The organism is Salipiger sp. CCB-MM3 (assembly GCF_001687105.1).
GTDB lineage: Bacteria > Pseudomonadota > Alphaproteobacteria > Rhodobacterales > Rhodobacteraceae > Salipiger.
Genome location: NZ_CP014595.1, coordinates 2008391 through 2025448, shown reverse-complemented (window position 1 = coordinate 2025448; position 17058 = coordinate 2008391). Strand labels below are relative to the sequence as shown.

The 17058-nt window shown below is 66.3% G+C and carries 18 protein-coding genes and 1 tRNA gene; 4 read left to right on the top strand and 15 right to left on the bottom strand.

Translation table 11 applies throughout. The features are described from left to right. Window positions 1–9 precede the first annotated feature (9 nt). The 4 genes from AYJ57_RS09845 to lgt all read right to left on the bottom strand — a co-directional run bounded on the left by AYJ57_RS09845 (window position 10) and on the right by lgt (window position 3776). Window positions 10–690, bottom strand: coding sequence for a Hint domain-containing protein (locus tag AYJ57_RS09845; protein WP_066104351.1), 681 nt, complete (start codon window positions 688–690; stop codon window positions 10–12). Between the two features lie 385 nt (window positions 691–1075). Continuing rightward, complete coding sequence (gene pgeF, locus AYJ57_RS09840; RefSeq protein ID WP_066104348.1) at window positions 1076–1831, bottom strand: peptidoglycan editing factor PgeF; 756 nt, start codon at window positions 1829–1831, stop codon at window positions 1076–1078. Next, entirely contained in the window at window positions 1828–2892 is a 1065-nt protein-coding gene (locus tag AYJ57_RS09835) for a class I SAM-dependent methyltransferase (protein ID WP_066104346.1), read from the bottom strand. Before AYJ57_RS09835 ends, pgeF begins: the two co-directional genes overlap by 4 nt. After that, window positions 2889–3776, bottom strand: coding sequence for a prolipoprotein diacylglyceryl transferase (gene lgt / locus AYJ57_RS09830; protein ID WP_066104343.1), 888 nt, complete (start codon window positions 3774–3776; stop codon window positions 2889–2891). The genes AYJ57_RS09835 and lgt overlap by 4 nt, the downstream gene beginning before the upstream one ends. A gap of 94 nt (window positions 3777–3870) precedes the next feature. On the opposite strand from lgt, the gene AYJ57_RS09825 reads away from it, so the two are divergent. Beyond that, a complete protein-coding gene (locus AYJ57_RS09825) occupies window positions 3871–4116 on the top strand; it encodes an accessory factor UbiK family protein (protein ID WP_066104340.1) in 246 nt (81 codons plus the stop codon). 104 nt (window positions 4117–4220) lie between these two features. Here AYJ57_RS09825 and AYJ57_RS09820 read toward each other — a convergent pair whose 3' ends face one another. The 4 genes from AYJ57_RS09820 to AYJ57_RS09805 all read right to left on the bottom strand — a co-directional run bounded on the left by AYJ57_RS09820 (window position 4221) and on the right by AYJ57_RS09805 (window position 9502). Further along, window positions 4221–5459: an efflux RND transporter periplasmic adaptor subunit gene (locus tag AYJ57_RS09820; RefSeq protein WP_066104337.1), complete on the bottom strand. Its 1239-nt coding sequence runs from the start codon at window positions 5457–5459 to the stop codon at window positions 4221–4223. A 4-nt stretch (window positions 5460–5463) separates the two neighbouring features. Then, a complete protein-coding gene (locus AYJ57_RS09815; RefSeq protein ID WP_066104334.1) occupies window positions 5464–7824 on the bottom strand; it encodes an ABC transporter permease in 2361 nt (786 codons plus the stop codon). Between the two features lie 4 nt (window positions 7825–7828). Further along, window positions 7829–8539 (bottom strand): ABC transporter ATP-binding protein, encoded by a 711-nt coding sequence (locus AYJ57_RS09810; RefSeq protein WP_066104329.1) that lies wholly within the window; start codon window positions 8537–8539, stop codon window positions 7829–7831. A gap of 75 nt (window positions 8540–8614) precedes the next feature. Next, window positions 8615–9502: a LysR family transcriptional regulator gene (locus AYJ57_RS09805; protein ID WP_066104327.1), complete on the bottom strand. Its 888-nt coding sequence runs from the start codon at window positions 9500–9502 to the stop codon at window positions 8615–8617. 139 nt (window positions 9503–9641) lie between these two features. Here AYJ57_RS09805 and AYJ57_RS09800 point away from each other — a divergent pair, with 139 nt between their 5' ends. Beyond that, window positions 9642–10085 carry an ion channel gene (locus tag AYJ57_RS09800; protein WP_066104324.1) on the top strand — a complete coding sequence of 148 codons (444 nt, stop codon included), beginning with the start codon at window positions 9642–9644 and terminating at the stop codon, window positions 10083–10085. A gap of 50 nt (window positions 10086–10135) precedes the next feature. Here AYJ57_RS09800 and AYJ57_RS09795 read toward each other — a convergent pair. Beyond that, window positions 10136–10212 (bottom strand) — tRNA-Arg (locus AYJ57_RS09795). Window positions 10213–10413: 201 nt separating this feature from the next. Here AYJ57_RS09795 and AYJ57_RS09790 point away from each other — a divergent pair. Next, window positions 10414–11370, top strand: a complete 957-nt coding sequence (locus AYJ57_RS09790) for a LacI family DNA-binding transcriptional regulator (protein WP_235953094.1) — start codon at window positions 10414–10416, stop codon at window positions 11368–11370. Between the two features lies 1 nt (window position 11371). Here AYJ57_RS09790 and AYJ57_RS09785 read toward each other — a convergent pair whose 3' ends face one another. Next, window positions 11372–12103, bottom strand: a complete 732-nt coding sequence (locus AYJ57_RS09785) for a Crp/Fnr family transcriptional regulator (RefSeq protein ID WP_066104318.1) — start codon at window positions 12101–12103, stop codon at window positions 11372–11374. Between the two features lie 79 nt (window positions 12104–12182). On the opposite strand from AYJ57_RS09785, the gene AYJ57_RS09780 reads away from it, so the two are divergent. Further along, on the top strand, window positions 12183–12557 hold the full coding sequence (locus AYJ57_RS09780) for a hypothetical protein (protein WP_066104315.1): 375 nt from the start codon (window positions 12183–12185) through the stop codon (window positions 12555–12557). Between the two features lie 223 nt (window positions 12558–12780). Here AYJ57_RS09780 and AYJ57_RS09775 read toward each other — a convergent pair whose 3' ends face one another. From AYJ57_RS09775 to AYJ57_RS09755, 5 genes are all read right to left on the bottom strand, one after another. Beyond that, complete coding sequence (locus AYJ57_RS09775) at window positions 12781–13773, bottom strand: ABC transporter substrate-binding protein (protein ID WP_066104313.1); 993 nt, start codon at window positions 13771–13773, stop codon at window positions 12781–12783. 43 nt (window positions 13774–13816) lie between these two features. Next, window positions 13817–14659: an ABC transporter permease gene (locus tag AYJ57_RS09770; RefSeq protein WP_066104308.1), complete on the bottom strand. Its 843-nt coding sequence runs from the start codon at window positions 14657–14659 to the stop codon at window positions 13817–13819. Beyond that, entirely contained in the window at window positions 14656–15516 is an 861-nt protein-coding gene (locus tag AYJ57_RS09765) for an ABC transporter permease (protein WP_066104306.1), read from the bottom strand. The genes AYJ57_RS09770 and AYJ57_RS09765 overlap by 4 nt, the downstream gene beginning before the upstream one ends. After that, on the bottom strand, window positions 15513–15944 hold the full coding sequence (locus AYJ57_RS09760; protein ID WP_066104303.1) for a GNAT family N-acetyltransferase: 432 nt from the start codon (window positions 15942–15944) through the stop codon (window positions 15513–15515). The genes AYJ57_RS09765 and AYJ57_RS09760 overlap by 4 nt, the downstream gene beginning before the upstream one ends. A gap of 306 nt (window positions 15945–16250) precedes the next feature. Continuing rightward, window positions 16251–17057 carry an ABC transporter ATP-binding protein gene (locus tag AYJ57_RS09755; protein WP_066104300.1) on the bottom strand — a complete coding sequence of 269 codons (807 nt, stop codon included), beginning with the start codon at window positions 17055–17057 and terminating at the stop codon, window positions 16251–16253. Window position 17058 lies beyond the last annotated feature (1 nt).

Below are 17058 nucleotides of genomic sequence, written 5' to 3'. Positions count from 1 at the left end.
AGCGCGGCGTCACAGCTCGATGAGCTGATCCAGCGCTTCACGGGTCGAGCGCATCATCGACAGCTCGCCAAAGTCCTGCAGACCTTCGATGTTCTCGAACATCGACAGGAACAGGGCGCGCATGTTCTCGCTGCTGAGCGCCGACAGCGCCGTGCCCGGATGATAGGTCTCCATCTCGATGCCGCCGACGCGGATCGTCGCATGGCGCTGCACCATCAGGTGATAAAGCTGCACCGCCCCGCCCGGGGTGACCGGCACGATGCGGTCCCAGTCGGCCTCATCCGAGACCGGCACCATCACGCTGTCCTTGCCCAGCAGGCTGCGCAGCTTGGCATTTTTGACCACCATGCGCGCCGCCGGGCCGAGCAGCAGGTCAGAGCCGGGCCGCCCCACGCCATAGGCCTCTGCGGTCACGCGGGTCAGCGTGTCGAGCGCGCTGCGCTCGCTGCGCACGCCGGGCACATAGGTGGTCGATCCGATCCATGTCACCGACTGCACGCCGCGGCTGGTTTCGATGTAATCGCCGGGCAGAAGGTCTTCGATGGCGATCGGGCCACGCGCCGTCTGAATCAGGGTGCCGCGGGCGAATGCCGAGCAGGCCTCTTCGAACAGAGGGATCGCCGGGGCGATCTGCTGCTTCATCGCCAGCGACAGATCCGGCAGCAGTGCGGCGACCTCGTATTTGCGCATGAGAGAAGTTGCGCGCCGAGGTCGCCCACTCCGGAGAGATACCGGATCGCGAGGAATGGATTGCGAAAACGCATCGTCGCGGCCTCGTACCGCGTGATGAATACTGGTCATGTGAACATCCCTTGAGAGGCTGTCACATCCGTGTTGGCCCCCACCAACAACGACAGACGGACGTTTAACCGACTTGGCCTTGAACAGGCCTCAATCTGGCATTTGTGTCAAAATTGGCAAGGTTTTGTCGGGAAGCTGAACCCCAATACCCGCGACCTGCAGAGATTGTCGCGAGATGAGGAACCAGCCCGCCACATTTTGGTACAGAGAATTTCGAATCAATGCCCGGAAACTGAAAGGTTCCAGCCGAAATCACGCTGCGGCTGAGCCTGCTTCAGAGGCGGATGGCCGAGATCAGACGTCCGTAATCCGCTTCGCGCTGATGCGTGGTGCGGCGGAACGAATAGAAGCGCTCGGGATCGGAATAGGTGCAATGCCGGGTCCACTCCGCCTCGACCCCTGCCGCGCGCAGGCGGTGCAGGCCGTAAGCCGGAAGGTCGAACTGCATGCGATCGCCCTCGCCGCCCGCGAAGAAGCGGGCGTTGCCCTGATGCTCGGCCAGAAACTCCTCAAAGAATTCCGGGCCGACTTCATAGGCGCGCTGGCTGATGGTCGGACCGATCACCGCGCGAATCCCGTCGCGGCTGGCACCGAGCGCGATCATCGCATCCACCGTCTCTTCGAGGACGCCGCCCTGCGCCCCGCGCCAGCCCGCATGGGCCGCACCGATGACCCCGGCCTCCACATCGGCGAAAAGCACCGGCTGGCAGTCTGCGGTCAGCACCGAGAGCGCCAGCCCCGGCTCGCGCGTGACGAGCGCGTCGGCCTCGGGGCGCGGCTCGGAAAGTGGGCCAGTCACCGTGACCACGCGCGGCGAATGCACTTGGCTGACGGTGATAAGCGCCTCCAGCGGCACCTCCATGGCCTGCGCCACGCGGGTGCGGTTGATCGAGACGATCTCGCGTTGGTCAGAAGACCCCGGCCCGCAGTTGAGCCCGGCAAAAACGCCCGAGGACGCGCCGCCCTTGCGGGTGAAGAAGCCATGCCGAAGCGGGGAGAGCGTGTCTGCGGTGATTATTTCCAGCGTCATGCGTCCAATCCGGGCGGGGTAGCTGTGCCCGGACCGTAGAGCCCCAGCACCTTGAACAAACTTCCCATTTCGTCGGGGTGCGTCAACCGGCGATGTGCACGGATGTGCGTGTCGAGTGCCGCGCCGGTCAGCCCGGCGGCCAGCGCGCGGGCCCGCTCGGTGATGCCCAGCCGCTCCAGAAACACGCCCTGAGCCGTCAGCCACGACACCTGTGCCGGGGCCGCCGCCGCAGCCAATGCGCAGAAGTCCACATGCGCGGTGAGATCGGCATCCCCCGGCGTGTCGAGCGGACCGGTCTTTTGATGCGCGCGCACCGCCTGCAACGTATCGCCTAGGCTGCCCCAGCTGCCGTAGTCCACCAGCAGCGCGGCGCCGCCATGCGCGGCGATGCGCCTGCCGATCTCCTGTGTGAGCGCCGCGGCCGGTGCGCAGGTCTCGACCAGATCGCCCTGTTGCGTGCCCGCAAGCCGGTGCTCCAGCGCCGCCTGCGGGGCGATATCGGTCAGACCGAAGGACAGCGCGCCCTCGTGCCAGCCGACCACGCGCTCGCGCCAGCCGTTTCCGTCGCGCAGGAACTGGCGCACCGGCAGCGCGTCGAAGAACTCATTGGCGATCAGGAAAAGTGGCGCCTCAGGCAGATCGGCGAGGCTGTCGTGCCAGACCGGCGCATGGTCCCCAAGCCGCGCGGCCTGCTCGGCGCGCAAGGCCGGAGAGGCCTCCACCAGATGCAGCTCGGCGGCGTCCAGCAGCCCCGGCACGCCGCGCATGGCGCGCAGCGCATCGGCCATCAGCGTGCCGCGGCCCGGCCCCAGTTCTGCCAGAACGAACCGCGCTGGCCGTCCCTGATCGAGCCAGCTTTGCGCCAGCGCGAGCCCCAGCAACTCGCCGAACATCTGGCTGATTTCCGGCGCGGTGGTGAAGTCGCCCTTGGCGCCCAGCGGATCGCGGGTGGTGTAATAGCCGTGCTGCGGGTGCAGCAGGCACCATGTCATGTATTCGGCCACCGTCATCGGCCCCTCGGCCGCGATGCGCGCCTGAAGGAGCGGCAGCAGCGCGCTCATGCCCGGCGCCGCGCCCAGAGAATGAGGCCGATGCCCACAAGGATCATCGGCAGCGACAGCATCTGGCCCATGGTCAGCCCGTAGCCGCCCACCTGCCACGCCAGCCCCAGCGGGTTGCCGGGCGAGACGAACTGCGCGTCGGGCTGGCGCACGAACTCGACGAGGAACCGCGCCACGCCATAGCCCGCAAGGAACACGCCCGCCAATTGCCACGGCGTCTTGAGCCCGCCCTTGCGCAGCGCCAGCCACAGCAGCAGCGCGCCCAGCAAGATGCCTTCCAGCGCCGCCTCGTAAAGCTGCGAGGGATGGCGCGCGCAAAGCTCGCCAACCGCCTGCCCGCAGGCCTGCGCCGCGTCGCCCGGAAAGATCACCGCCCAAGGCAGATCCGTGGGCCGCCCCCAAAGCTCGCCGTTGACGAAATTCGCCAGCCGCCCAAGGAACAGCCCCGGCGGCACCGAGATCGCCAGCATATCGGCGGTCGAGCCAAGCGGGATGCGGTTCTTCAGGCAAAAGCCGAGGAAGCCGATCAGCACACCAAGGAAGCCGCCGTGGAACGACATGCCGCCGTGCCAGACCATCAGGATCTCGGCGGGATGGGTCAGATAATAGGCGGGCTGGTAGAACAGCACAAAGCCCAGACGTCCGCCAAGGATGATCCCCAGAATCACCCATGTGAGCAGCTGCTCGACCTGTGCCGGGCTCATCGGCGGCGTGTCTGCGGGCCAGAGCCGCGCGCGCTTCACCGCCGCGACGGCGATCCGCCAGCCGATGATGATGCCCACGATATAGGCAAGCGCGTACCAGCGCAGGGCGAATTCCATGCCGAAAGCCGAGATCGAAAAAACCTCGGAGGACAGGGGCGGAAAAGGAATGGCAGCTTTCATGCGCGATGTGTGCCGGGAGTTTCGAGACGAAGTCAACCTTGTGACCGGGGGCTCGCCGCTCCATATAGATCCCAATCACATGACGGAGAGCCCAATGCAGACGCGCAACAAGGTATTCGAAGATCTGTCGCAGCTCATGACCAACGCCATGGGCGTGGCGCAGGGCGCGAAAGACGAAGCGGAAACCGCGATGAAATCCATGATCGACCGCTGGCTGGCGGATCGCGATTTCGTGACGCGGGAAGAATTCGACGCGGTCCGCGCCATGGCGCAGAAGGCCCGCGAAGAGAACGAAGCGCTGAAGGCCCGCCTCGACGCGCTGGAAAAGGGTCAGGGCTGACCCGCGCGGGGCTTCGGCCCTGTTCGACATTATGAGCAGGGCGGGCCGTGCCCGCCCCTCATCAACCGGCCTTTGTTGCCTGGCCGCTTCTCAGCCGGCCCTCATCACCCCGCCTGACGCTGCGCGACCAGATCGCCGCCCGTCAGTTCCGCTGGCGGATAGAGCACGATCTCATCGCCCTCGCTCAGCCCCTCTAGCACCTGCACCTCGATGCCATTGCCCTGCCCGAGCGAGACGGGCACCTGCACGGCGCGCCCCTCCTCGACCCGGAAGACCGCCCAATCCGCGCCCGCGCGGAAGGCCGCGCTTTGCGGGATTTGCAACGTGTCCTGATCTTCCCAAGTCACGATACGCGCCAGCACCCGATAGCCATGCCCCAGCGCCGCACGCGCCTCTGACGGCGCGGTGAAGCGCAGGATCACACGCACCCGCTGTTCCTCGACCCCCAGCGCCGAGACCTCGGTGGTGCCCAGCGGCGCGATCCGCTCGACCTCGGCATCCAGCACGCCCGGCCCGCCCCAATCCTCCAGCATCGCCCGTGCACCGGGGCGTACCTGCACCGCGTCGGATGACAGCAGGTCCACCGCCACCTGCAGATCCTGCGCGATATTGCCGATCTCCAGCACCGGCGCCCCGGCGGCCAGCGAGGTTTCGGACTGCTCGACCACTTGCAGGATGCGCCCGTCCACCGGCGCGCGCAGCGGGATGTCGCTCGCCCCGACCTCGGCCAGCGCCTCGGCCAGCCCCTGATCGTCGAAGCCGATGAGCTGCGCCTGCGCGTTGGCCAGTTCCGCCTCGCGCATGGCCACCGCCGCGCGCGAGGTCTCGAGCCGCGCCTGCGCCGCCAGTGCTGCCGTGCGCGCCTGATCGAGCGCGGCGGTCGAGATGGTGCCCCGCGCCGCCAGCGCCTTGGCCCGGTCGTGGTCCGAGACCGCCAGTTCGACGTCTGCCTGCGACGCGCTGACCTCGGCCTTGGCCTGCAGCAGCGCCGCCTGCGCGGCAGCCACCGCCGCCCGCGCCTGCTCGCGGGTGCGCAGGTCCAGCACAGAGGGCGCGGCGGGGCGCATATGCGCCACCGTATCGCCCTGCACCACCACGTCGCCGTCGATCGCCTGTACCCGCAGCAGCCGCCCGGCGACGGGCGTGGTCACCACGTAAACATCGCGTACCTCGGTTTTGCCTTCCTCGTCGATGGTCACCACCAACGGCCCGCGGATGACCGCGCCAAGATCGACAAGCACCGGGCGCGGCCAGAAGGCGGCGGCCAGCGCGACCCCGAGCAGCAGCGCAAGGCCGAGGCCAAGGATCAGACGGGTGCGCGTGCGTGTGTGATTGAGAGCCATGAGATCAGTCCCGTGTCTTGAGCGCCGCCACCAGATCGGCGCGGTCCACGTCGCGTTTCACCAGCAGCCCCGACAGCACCGCCCCGGCGATCACCACAAGCGCGGCAAAGCCGAAGGCGGCGGGATCGAAGACCACCGAAATCGTGTAGAGGTCGGAGGAATAGGCTGCCGCCAGAAGATGTGCGATGCCCCAGCCCAGCAGCGCGCCGCAGGGCAGCGCCAACAGCGTGACCAAGCCCAGCTCGCCCAGCAGCACATAGGCGGCCTCGCCCTTTGAAAAGCCGATGACCCGCAAGCTGGCAAGGTCATGCGCCCGCTCGGCCAATGCGATTCGGGCGGCGTTGTAGATGATGCCGAAGGTGATGGTGAAGGCCACCGCCGCCATCACGAAACGCGTCGCGCCGGTGCCTTGGTTCATCACCCGTTCAAAGGCCTCGCGGGCCTCGGCCTTGAGGCTCACGCCCGCCACCACCGGCAGGCCGCGCAGCCAGATCTGCACCGCCTCGGCCTGCGCCGGATCAAGCCGCAGCGCCGCGCTCGAGATGCGGCGCGGCTCGAACAGCGCCCGTCCCAACGCGTCGAGCGACATATAGGCCGGCGCGCCCAGCACCGTCTCTGACACGCCCGTGACCGGCAGGCGCAGCACCGGCTGCGCGCCCTCGCGCACTTCGACGGTCAGCACGTCGCCCACCCGTGCGCTCAGCGTGCCCGCCAGCGCATGGCTCAGCACCAGCCCCGGCCCGTTCAGGGCGATCGGCTGCAAATCTGGCGTCAGCGCCCGCACCAGCGCGGGATCAGGCGGCAGCCCGGTGATGGCACCGCGATAGCTCGAGCGGCCATTGTGCAGCACCACCGGCACCATGCGCGCCCCCTCGGCCCGCAGCACGCCGGGTTGCCGGGCAAGCTCCAGCAGGGTCTTTTCCGACACAGCGTGGGTGAAGGTGACGCTCGCCTCGGAGCGGTCGAGCACGTCGAAGCTCATCGCTACCGCCTGGTTGAACCCGGCGTGGATGGTCAGCATGGCGACCGAGAGCCCCATGCCGAAGGTGATGCCCACCACCGCGCCCAGCATCCGGAACGGCGTGCGGGTGAAGCGGCGGATCACCATGCGGGTCGGCTGATCGAAGAGGTTGAGCGCCCCGGCCCAGCGGCCCGCGCGGCGGTAATCGGCGGGGGCTGGCGGGCGCATCGCCTCGGCGGGTTGCAGCGCGAAAATGCGGCGCAGCACCACCGCGCCGCCCGCCGCGGCGGCCAGCACACTCACCGCCAGCCCAAGCGCCAGCGCGGCGGGATCGAGCCGGAAGACGAGGAAGGGAAATTTGAAGAACTGCAGGTAGAGCTGCACCATCCCGCGCCCGCCCAAAATGCCCAGCCCCGCGCCCAGCAGCGCGCCGGCGACGGCGATCACCAGCACCAGCTTCATGTAATGCCCGCCGATCTCTGCCCCGCGGTAGCCGAAAGCCTTGAGCAGCCCGATCTCCTCGCGCTCGGCCTGCACCATGCGGGCGATGACGATGTTCAGAAGGAAGGCCGCGATGCCCAGAAATACCGGCGGGATCGCCCCGGCGGTGTCACGCAGCCCGCTGATCTCTTCCGACACGAAGCGATGCGAGAACTGGTCCTGACGGTCGTAGGCCCCCGCAGACCCCCATGGTTTCAGCACCCGGTCGAGCGCCGCGATCACACCGCGCGGGTCTGTGCCCCGGGTCAGCGTCACGATGATCTCGGAGAAGGCCCCCTTCATGTCGTAGGCCGCGGCGAGCGAGGTCTCCGACATCCACAGCACCGCAAAGCGCGCGTCATCGGGCACCATTTCGCCCGGCGCGGCGGCGTAGAGGAACTCCGGCGAGCGCGCCAGCCCGGTGATGCGCAGGCTGCGGCGCGCGCCGTTCATCACCACCTGCAGCCGGTCGCCGGGGTGCAGCCCATGCGCCTCGGCAAAACTGTCGAGCAGCACCACCTCCTCGGGCGCGCCGGGCGCGAACATCCGGCCCTGCTGCAGACGAATGGCATTGAGCACAGGAGCGCCGTGGTCGGGCAGCGACAGCGCCTCAGCAGAGACCGGCACCGCGCGGCCCGGCAGTTCGATCCGCGCCAGACCGGCGATGCGCCCCTCGGCCCGCGCCACGCCGGGCAGCGCGCTGACCTGATGCAGCACGTGGCGCGGCGCGCGGGTCACCGGTGCAAAGACCTCGGCGAAGCGGTAACGCTCGTAATAGCCGCGCCGCGTCTCATCGAGCGTATCGACCAGCCCGGCCATCATCACCTGCATCATCACGCCCAGAGCCATGACCACTGCGATGGCCGCCGCCTGCCCCTTCATGCGCCACAGATCACGCGAAAGCTTGCGGTCGAGCGCGCTCATCCGGTCACCACACGATCTCTTCCGCCGGGCGCGGCGCGTGGTTCATCTCGACCTCGCGGATCGCGCCATCGGCAAAGCGGATCACCCGATGCGCCATGGCAGCGGTGGCGGCGGCATGGGTGACGATCATCACCGTGGTGCCAAGGCTGCGGTTGAGATGCTGCAGGACACCCAGAACCTCACGCCCGGTAGCACTGTCGAGCGCGCCGGTCGGCTCGTCACAAAGCAGCACCTCGGGGCGTTTGGCCACGGCGCGGGCGATCGCCACGCGCTGCTGCTCACCGCCCGACATCTGGCTGGGGAAGTGGTCCTTGCGTGTCTCCAGCCCAACCATCGCCAGCGCCTCGGCGGGGGCCATGGGATCGGGCGCGATCTCGGTCACCAGCGCCACATTCTCTTCGGCGGTGAGCGAGGGCATCAGGTTGTAGAACTGGAAGACGAAACCAAGGTGATCACGCCGGTAGCGGGTGAGCGCGCGGTCGGGCATTTGCGTCAGTTCCTCACCCCGGAACCACGCCCGCCCCGCGCTGGGGCGATCGAGCCCGCCTAGGATATTCAGAAGCGTCGACTTGCCGCTGCCTGAGGGCCCCAGCAGCACGCTGATCTCTCCGGGCGGCAGCACGAGATCGACGCCGCGCAGCGCATGCACGGCAGAGGCCCCTTCCCCGTAGACACGGGTGAGCCCTTCGACACGGTAGATCGGCTGCTCGGTCACGGCGCCTCCCTCTTTCGGCACCAGCCTAAGGCAGAGGGCACGCGTCTGTCTTGAGACGGATCAAATGGCGCCGCGTCAGCCCGGACGCGCCAGCCCCTTCGCCTCGTCGAGCAGAGCTTGCAGCACCGGGGTGTAGGGCTCCTGCCACGGCGCGATCAGCCCGACCTCATGCGCACGGCTGTCCTCGGCCATCGGCACCAGCGCCAGCGGTTTGCCCTCGGCAAGAAACGTCGCAAGATCGGTGGGCAGGATCGTCACCCAATCGCCCATCAGCACATTGCTCACCAGCACCACGGTGGAGTTCGATTCGATCGCCGAGCTGGGCTCGATCCCGGCTTCCATGAATTGCCGGTTGATGATCCGCCGGTTCTGCATTTCCGGCGTCAGCAGGCACAGGTTCAGCCCGGCCAGCTCGCGCCATGACAGCTCGGCCCGCCCCGCCAGCGGATGATCGTCACGGCACACCAGCCGATAGGCCTCGCGGTAGAGCGGACGGGTGGTGACGCGGCCCAGCGGCTCGTTGTCGAGATAGGAAATGCCCGCGTCGATCTCGAGATCGTCGAGCATCGACAGGATGTCAGCCGAGGCACGCGACAGCACGGTGAAGGTGACGCGCGGATGGCGCCGGTTGAACTGCGCCGCCAGCGTCGATGCCCATGTCAGCGCTGTCGGGATGACCGCCAGCCGCAGATGCCCGGCAAGCCCCTCGCGCGAGGCGCGCATCTCGTCGCGCAGCCGCCGGGTGTCGCCGACGATCTGCCGCGCCCAGACCAAAGCGCGCTGGCCTTCGGGGGTCAGCCCGCCAAAGCGCGAGCCGCGCTGCACCAGCTTCACGCCCAGCTGTTCCTCAAGCTGGCGGATGCCGGTGGACAGCGTGGGCTGGGTGATACCGAGGCTGACCGCCGCGCGACCGAAGTGCTGCTCCCGGGCGAGCGCGATGAACATCTCCAGCTTGGGGATCATGATAGCCTATCGAAATTGCGCCTTTTCATCATGATCGCCTCTCAATGCAGGCGGCGCAATCCTCTGCCCGCAAGGAACTGTGCGGCGCGCGGAACATTGTCTTGGCGTGCGACCAACCGCGCGATCCAAGGGAGTTACCATGACCGCCTACCTCATCGGCATTGCCTTCATGCTGCTGACCGCCTGCCTTCACCACGCGCTTCTGGTTCTGGCGACGTCCAGCGTGCCGGACCGCCTGCGCAGCAGCAAGGCGCTGCCGATCACCGTCTTTGGTCTGCTGGCCCTGATCCACCTGATCGAGATCCTGGCCGGGGGCGGTGTTTACCTTGCGCTGCACCGGACACTCTATCCCGAAGGCTTTGGCGGCAGCTTCAGTGGCACATGGAACGACTATGTCTATTTTTCGGGGATGAATTTCACCACGCTCGGCCAAACCGGCATGCAGGTCAGCGGGCCACTGCGTATCGTTGCAATGATGCAGGCGCTTGCCGGGTTCATGGTTCTGACCTGGTCGGCGAGCTATCTCTACGGCGCGTGCAGACAACAATTCGTCGGTGAATACGAGCAAAGCCGCGAGGGCTGAAACGCCCCGGCGCGGCAGTTTTGCACGACCACGGCGCGATCTTGGGAAGGTGGCGATCCCGGCAGGATTCGAACCTGCAACCTGCCCCTTAGGAGGGGGCTGCTCTATCCAGTTGAGCCACGGGACCGACGCCCCTCCCTTAGCGTGGGCGCGACCGGTTGTCACCACGCAAGCGGAAATTCCGCCGTGCCGTGGGCTTGTGCTTGTATGCCCTGACAGAAAGGCTAACATTCAGGTATTTAGAGTATTGGAGGAGCCTGCCGTGGCCGACACAGATCCCCGCCCCCTCACCCTGCGCGACGTGTCCGAAGCCTCCGGCGTCTCCGAGATGACCGTGAGCCGCGTGCTGCGCAATCGGGGCGACGTGTCCGAGGCGACCCGCGCCAAGGTGCTCGAAGCCGCCAAGGCGCTCGGCTATGTGCCCAACAAGATCGCAGGTGCGCTGGCCAGCCAGCGGGTGAACCTCGTCGCGGTGATCATCCCCTCGATGCGCAACATGGTTTTCCCCGAAGTGATGGCCGGCATCTCCTCGGTGCTCGAAGACACCGAGCTGCAGCCGGTGGTGGGCGTCACCGACTATATGCCCGAAAAAGAAGAGCGGGTGCTCTACGAGATGCTCTCCTGGCGTCCGTCCGGCGTGATCATCGCCGGGCTTGAGCACACCGAAGCCTCCAAGGCGATGATGAAGGCCAGCGGCATTCCGGTGGTCGAGATCATGGACATCGACGGCAAGCCGGTGGATTGCGCCGTCGGCATCTCGCACCGCCGGGCGGGCCGCGAGATGGCCAAGGCGATCCTGCGCGCGGGCTATCAGAAGATCGGCTTTCTGGGCACCAAGATGCCGCTCGACCACCGTGCGCGGAAGCGGTTCGAGGGCTTCACCGAGGCGCTTGCCAAGAGCGGCGTCGAGGTGGTGGATCAGGAGTTCTATTCTGGCGGCTCGGCGCTGAAGAAGGGCCGCGAGATGACGCAGGCCATTCTCGAACGCGAGCCCGAGATCGATTTTCTCTATTATTCGAACGATATGATCGGGGCGGGCGGCTTGCTCTACCTGATGGAACAGGGCCGCGATATTCCTGCCGAGATCGGGCTAGCCGGGTTCAACGGGGTCGAGCTGCTGCAGGGTCTGCCGCGACAGCTGGCCACGATGGATGCGCACCGCGCCGAGATCGGTCGCAAGGCGGCGCAGATCATCGCCGCAAGGGTCGAAAACCCCGAGGCCGAGTACGAGAGCATCGTCGAGCTGACCCCCAAGATCGCCTATGGCGACACGCTGCGCCGCTGACCTAGAGCAGCGGTCGCCGCGCCGGTTCTTCGGTATCGGTCATCGCAAGATCCGCGAGTTTCTCCACATCGCTGATATGCAGCTCGCCGTCGTTCCATTCGGCGAGCTTGCGGCTGCGCAGCTTCGCCAGCGTCTTGTTGGTGTGCACCAGTGAAAGGCCAAGCGCGTCGGCTAGGTCCTGCTGGCGATAGGGCATTGGCACGCGCGGCCCCTGCCCGATCCCGAGGTCAGAAAGCCGGCTGTAGATCTTTAGCAGCGCCCAGGCCACGCGCTGTGTCGCATCGCGCTGGCCCAGCGTCGCCACCGTCTCGCCAAGGAAATGCTCTTCCGCCGCAGCGATCCACGTCACATCATAAGCCAGCGACGGCTGTTTGCGGTACAGCGCCCAGAGGTCTGAGCGGTTGAACACGCACAGCCGCATCTCGCTGGTGGCCTGCACCGAATGTTTCATCTCGCCCAGTAGCCCGGCCTGAAGCCCCACCAGATCGCCCGGCAGCAGGAAATTGATTACCTGTCGGCGACCGTTCTCCAATGTCTTGTAACGTAGACCCATACCTTCGAGCACGGTGAAGATTTGCGGCGACGGCGCGCCTTCGATCATCAGATGCGAGCCGCGATCCACGGTCAGCTCACCGGCTTTGAAGCCCTTCATAAAGGCCAGTTCGTCGTCTTCGAAGGCACGGAACAGCGACTTGCGGCGCAGCGGGCAATGTTCGCAGGAAATCTGACGCATGGGGGCTCTCCTATGTCACAGATTAATGCGCGCCACCCCCATCTGGTTCCACATTGCGCCCAGCGAGAGGAGACCGCGAATGATTCCCGACGACACGCCCGACACCGGGCCGGGTTTTCTCGTGCTGCTGAGTGACCCCTTTGTGGCCGAAGATGTTGCCCGAAGCATTTCTGAGAGCGCGCCCGAAGCGCGCGTGCTCTGCGCACAGACCCCCGAAGCGGCCCTTCTGATGGTTCTGGCCGAGGGCAGCGTCTCTGTGGCGCTGCTGCAGATGCCGCCCGACGATGTGCCGCAAAGCCCGCTCGGCAGGCTTTTGCGCGAGAAGGGCACCCGCATTGCTTTGGCTGGCGATGCCGCCGAGGAAGCGGGCGAGGCCTGCCCCTATGAGGTGCTGCAGCGCCCGTTCAACAGCAGCCAATTGATGCAGGTGTTGAAGCGCGCGCGCCCGGCCTGAGCCCTGCCCCAAGGCCACCTTCATCATAGGGTCATCACACCGTTACATCCGCGTCACCGCGCCGTCACCCGACGCCCTTAGGAGTCGGGGCGTCTTTTGATGAGTGCCGCGGTTCAATGCGCGGAGTATTGGTTCCGTATCCCCCGGTCAAAAAACGCAGTGATTTTATGAAGAAAGGGGTGGCGCTTGCGCCACCCCCATTTTCATTGCCGAGGCTTTGCGCTTACTGGAGCGCGGCGTCGCTGATCTTATGGGTCCAGGCCGCCTCACCCGGATCCTTGGTGATCACCGGATCGGCACCGGCGCTCATCAGCACGTCGACGGTGCGCTGGAAGTCCGCCGGATCAAGCGCGCCGTTCGAGCCGGCGGTCAGCTTGGCCACTTCGCCCATCATGCGCTTCTGGTGCTTTTCGGTCTGCGCGCCGGTGGCGTCGTTTTCCAGCACGATCTCGGCGGCCTCATCGGGGTTTTCCTCGGCCCATTTCCAGCCCTTCATCGAGGCGCGCACGAAGCGGGTCAGCTTGTCGACCATCTCGGGATCCTCGAGGCTTTCCTCGGTGGTGTAGAGACCATCCTCAAGCGTCGCGATACCCTCGTCCTGATACTTGAAGACCACCAGATCATCGGGCGTCAGCCCCGCGTCGATCACCTGCCAGTACTCATTATAGGTCATGGTGGTGGCGCATTCGACTTGCTTTTGCAGCAGCGGGTCGACGTTGAAGTTGATCTTCTGGATGGTCACCCCACCCTCGGATCCATCGGTCGGGTAGCCGAGCTTGGACATCCACGAATAGAGCGGCAGCTCGTTGCCGAAGAACCACGTGCCCAGCGTGTGGCCGGGAAAGTCTTCGGGGCTCTCGATGCCATGCTCCTTGAGGCAGGTCAGCATCAGGCCCGAGGATTTGAAGGGCTGGGCGATGTTGACGATCGGCGCGCCGTTCTCGCGCGCGGCCAGCGCCGAAGGCAGCCAGTCGACCATAACGTCGGCCCCGCCGCCCAAAAGCACCTGCACCGGCGCGATGTCGGGACCGCCCGGCTTGATCGTCACGTCGAGGTCTTCTTCGTCGTAAAAGCCCTGCTCCGCCGCCACGTAGTAGCCGGCGAACTGCGCCTGCGTCACCCATTTGAGCTGCAGCGTCAGCTCGTCGGCGGCCTGTGCGCCGCCCGCGGCGAGCCCCATCGCCGCGGCGATCCCCCATGAAGTAAACTTAGTCATCATACACTCCTGTTGCGTTGCGCGTTTCTTGGTCTTGTCGTCTTCACTGGCCCCGCTGCGACGGGTGCCAGAAGGTCGCGGCGCGTTCGATCAGCGCCACGCCGCCGTAGAAGGCCGAGCCCGCAAGCGCGGCCACCACGATCTCTGCCCACACGAGATCAAGCTGCAGCAGCCCGACACTGGTGGAGATGCGAAACCCCATGCCGCGGATCGGCGAGCCGAAGAACTCGGCCACTATGGCGCCGATCAGCGCGAGGGTGGAGGCGATCTTCAGCCCGTTGAAGATGAAGGGCAGCGCCGCGGGCAGCCGCAGCTTCCACAGCGATGTCCAGTAGCTGGCGGCATAGGTGCGCATAAGATCGCGCTGCATGGCGCTGGTGTCGCCAAGGCCCTCGACCGCGTTGACCAGCACCGGGAAGAACACCATCACCACCACGACCGCCGCCTTCGATTGCCAGTCGAAACCGAACCACATGACGAGGATCGGCGCGATACCGATCACCGGCAGCGCCGCCACGAAGTTGCCGACCGGCAGCAGCCCGCGCCGGAGGAAGTCGAACCGGTCGACGATCACCGCCATCACCAGCGCCGCGCCGCAGCCGAGGATGTAGCCCGCGAGCGCGCCCTTCAGCACGGTCTGCACGAAGTCCTCCCACAGCACGCCGCCCGACTGGGCAAAGCGCAAGGCAACCGCCGAGGGAGCGGGCAGCAGCACCGGCGAGATGCCAAAACCGCGCACCACCGCCTCCCATACAAAGATCAGCGTGAGCCCGAAGATCACCGGCACCGCCAGCGCAGCCCAGCGGCTGCCCTTGCGCTTCGACAGGCGGACATTGAGCGCGAGGCCCGTGGCCCAGACGATCAGCCCCAGAACGATCCAGATCATGCCATCCCCATGCGCTTGAGTGTCACCCGCTGAAGAAGGCCGATCAGCCCCACCAGCACCGCCGCCAGCGCCGCCGCCATCAGCAGCGCCGACCATATCTGGATGGTCTGACCGTAGTAGCTGCCCGCCAGCAGCCGCGCCCCTAGGCCCGCGACCGCCCCCGTCGGAAGCTCGCCAACGATCGCACCCACAAGGCTGGCCGCCATGGCGATCTTCATCGACGTAAAGAGGTATGGCATCGACGAAGGCAGACGCAGGCGCAGGAATTCCTGCCCGCGCGAGGCGTTCCACGTGCGCATCTGGTCAAGCTGCATGCGGTCGGGGCTGCGCAGCCCCTTCACCATGCCCACCACCACCGGGAAGAATGACAGATACATCGAAATCATCGCCTTGGGCAGCAGCCCCGACAGCCCCATGGCATTGAGAACCACGATGATCATCGGCGCGATGGCGAGGATCGGGATGGTCTGGCTGGCGATCACCCAAGGCATCACCGACATGTCCATCACCCGGTTGTAGACGATGCCCAGCGCCAGCGCGAAGCCCAGCAGCGTGCCGAGGCCAAAGCCCAGCACCGTGGCGCTCATGGTCACCCAGGCGTGGTAGACGAGGCTGCGCTTCGAGCTGGGCTTCTTCATCGCAACCGTGTCCCAAAGCTCACCCGCCACCTGATGCGGCGCCGGCAGCTTGGGCTTTTCCTGCGACCATGTGGCGGCGATCAGCTGCGGCGAGGTGAGCACCTGCTCCTGCCGCGCCGCCTGATCGAGCACCCATTGCTTGTTGAGCATGACCGCCGCTGCGTACCAGATCACCACGATCGCCAGCACGACGGTCAGAACGGGAACGATCTTCTTCATCGCGTCCACTCCATGCTGATCTCCTCGACGGTCTCCGGCGGCTCCGGCGCGATACGGCCGGTCTCGACGAAGCCCTCGCGGCGGTAGAAGCGCTGCGCGGCAAGGTTCGGCGCGTGGGTGTGCAACCACAGCCTCTCTCGCCCGTCCTTGGCGCGATCCAGAAGCGCCTTGCCCAGTCCTGCCCCGGTCCGCGCGCAATAGAGCGCGCCGACCTTCAGCGTGGCAGGGTCGAGCGACAGATAGGCCTCGATCGGTTCTCCGCTCACCCAGATCTCGCGCTCGGTAAAGGCCTCGCGGATGAACCCTTCGATCTCGCTCTCCGAAAAGATCCGCGGAAACCACGGCGTCGCATCGATCCAGCCGTTGACCACCGCGGCGCAGCCCGGAATGTCGGCCTCGCCCGCGCGCCTTACCTGAAGATCGGTCATCTTGACCCCCTGCAGCTTTCATCTTTCCTCAAATACTCATCCCCCTCTCCCTGCGGGTTCCGGTGCTCCTTGAGTATTTTTAGAGAGATGAAAGGTTTAAGTGTTTCCCTATCTCCGCGGTACAGGCTGGAGAGCCGATGACCGCGAAAGGTGAAAGGGGAGCCCGCGTTCCGAGACAATCTGCGGGGCGGCACCGGGGCGCGGCGCAAAAGCAGCGCGCTCCGGGTCGCAGCGCTGGCTGCACGCGGTGCAGTTTGCGTGTTGGTCAGTTCGGCATCAGTCACTGGCAGCTCAGTCATAGGCAACTCAGTCATAGGCATGCCCCGCCCGCAGCCCCTCGCGCACGCGGTGGGCGATCTCGAGGAATTCCGGCGTGTCACGGATATCCAGCGGGCGCTCTTTCGGCAGCGGGCTCTCGATCACGTCGGTGATCCGGCCCGGGCGCGGCGACATGACGACGATCTTGGTCGACAGATACACCGCCTCGGGGATCGAATGGGTGACGAAGCAGATTGTCTTCTGGGTCCGCGCCCAAAGCGCCAGAAGTTGCTCGTTGAGGTGATCCCGGACGATCTCGTCAAGCGCTCCGAAGGGCTCGTCCATGAGCAAAATGTCCGCGTCGAAGGCGAGAGCCCGCGCAATGGAAGCCCGCTGCTGCATCCCGCCCGACAGCTGCCAGGGGTATTTCTTCTCAAAGCCCGACAGCTCGACCAGATCCAGCACGCGCTGCACCCGCTCGGCCTGATCGGCTTTCGAATAGCCCATGATCTCCAGCGGCAGGCGGATGTTGCCGCCGATCGTACGCCACGGGTAGAGCCCCGCGGCCTGAAACACATAGCCATAGGCACGGGCCTTGCGGGCCGCTTCCGGTGTCACGCCGTTGACCAGCACCGTGCCCGAGGTCGGCGTCTCGAGGTCAGCCATCACCCGCAGGAAGGTGGTCTTGCCGCAGCCCGAGGGGCCGATGAAGGAGACGAAATCGCCCTTGCCGATCTTCAGATCGACGTCTTTCAGCGCCTGCACCGGGCCGTCGCCGGTCTCGAACACGAGGTTCAGCCCCTGCGCCGAGATCACCGGCGGCATGTCCGCATGGACCGCTTGTGTCTGTCTCATC

Bases quoted from the DNA above. Each gene is read 5' to 3' on its own strand.
- AYJ57_RS09845 (WP_066104351.1), bottom strand. From the start codon at position 690: ATGCGCAAATACGAGGTCGCCGCACTGCTGCCGGATCTGTCGCTGGCG.
- pgeF (WP_066104348.1), bottom strand. From the start codon at position 1,831: ATGACGCTGGAAATAATCACCGCAGACACGCTCTCCCCGCTTCGGCAT.
- AYJ57_RS09835 (WP_066104346.1), bottom strand. From the start codon at position 2,892: ATGAGCGCGCTGCTGCCGCTCCTTCAGGCGCGCATCGCGGCCGAGGGG.
- lgt (WP_066104343.1), bottom strand. From the start codon at position 3,776: ATGAAAGCTGCCATTCCTTTTCCGCCCCTGTCCTCCGAGGTTTTTTCG.
- AYJ57_RS09825 (WP_066104340.1), top strand. From the start codon at position 3,871: ATGCAGACGCGCAACAAGGTATTCGAAGATCTGTCGCAGCTCATGACC.
- AYJ57_RS09820 (WP_066104337.1), bottom strand. From the start codon at position 5,459: ATGGCTCTCAATCACACACGCACGCGCACCCGTCTGATCCTTGGCCTC.
- AYJ57_RS09815 (WP_066104334.1), bottom strand. From the start codon at position 7,824: ATGAGCGCGCTCGACCGCAAGCTTTCGCGTGATCTGTGGCGCATGAAG.
- AYJ57_RS09805 (WP_066104327.1), bottom strand. From the start codon at position 9,502: ATGATCCCCAAGCTGGAGATGTTCATCGCGCTCGCCCGGGAGCAGCAC.
- AYJ57_RS09800 (WP_066104324.1), top strand. From the start codon at position 9,642: ATGACCGCCTACCTCATCGGCATTGCCTTCATGCTGCTGACCGCCTGC.
- AYJ57_RS09790 (WP_235953094.1), top strand. From the start codon at position 10,414: ATGACCGTGAGCCGCGTGCTGCGCAATCGGGGCGACGTGTCCGAGGCG.
- AYJ57_RS09785 (WP_066104318.1), bottom strand. From the start codon at position 12,103: ATGCGTCAGATTTCCTGCGAACATTGCCCGCTGCGCCGCAAGTCGCTG.
- AYJ57_RS09780 (WP_066104315.1), top strand. From the start codon at position 12,183: ATGATTCCCGACGACACGCCCGACACCGGGCCGGGTTTTCTCGTGCTG.
- AYJ57_RS09775 (WP_066104313.1), bottom strand. From the start codon at position 13,773: ATGACTAAGTTTACTTCATGGGGGATCGCCGCGGCGATGGGGCTCGCC.
- AYJ57_RS09770 (WP_066104308.1), bottom strand. From the start codon at position 14,659: ATGATCTGGATCGTTCTGGGGCTGATCGTCTGGGCCACGGGCCTCGCG.
- AYJ57_RS09765 (WP_066104306.1), bottom strand. From the start codon at position 15,516: ATGAAGAAGATCGTTCCCGTTCTGACCGTCGTGCTGGCGATCGTGGTG.
- AYJ57_RS09760 (WP_066104303.1), bottom strand. From the start codon at position 15,944: ATGACCGATCTTCAGGTAAGGCGCGCGGGCGAGGCCGACATTCCGGGC.
- AYJ57_RS09755 (WP_066104300.1), bottom strand. From the start codon at position 17,057: ATGAGACAGACACAAGCGGTCCATGCGGACATGCCGCCGGTGATCTCG.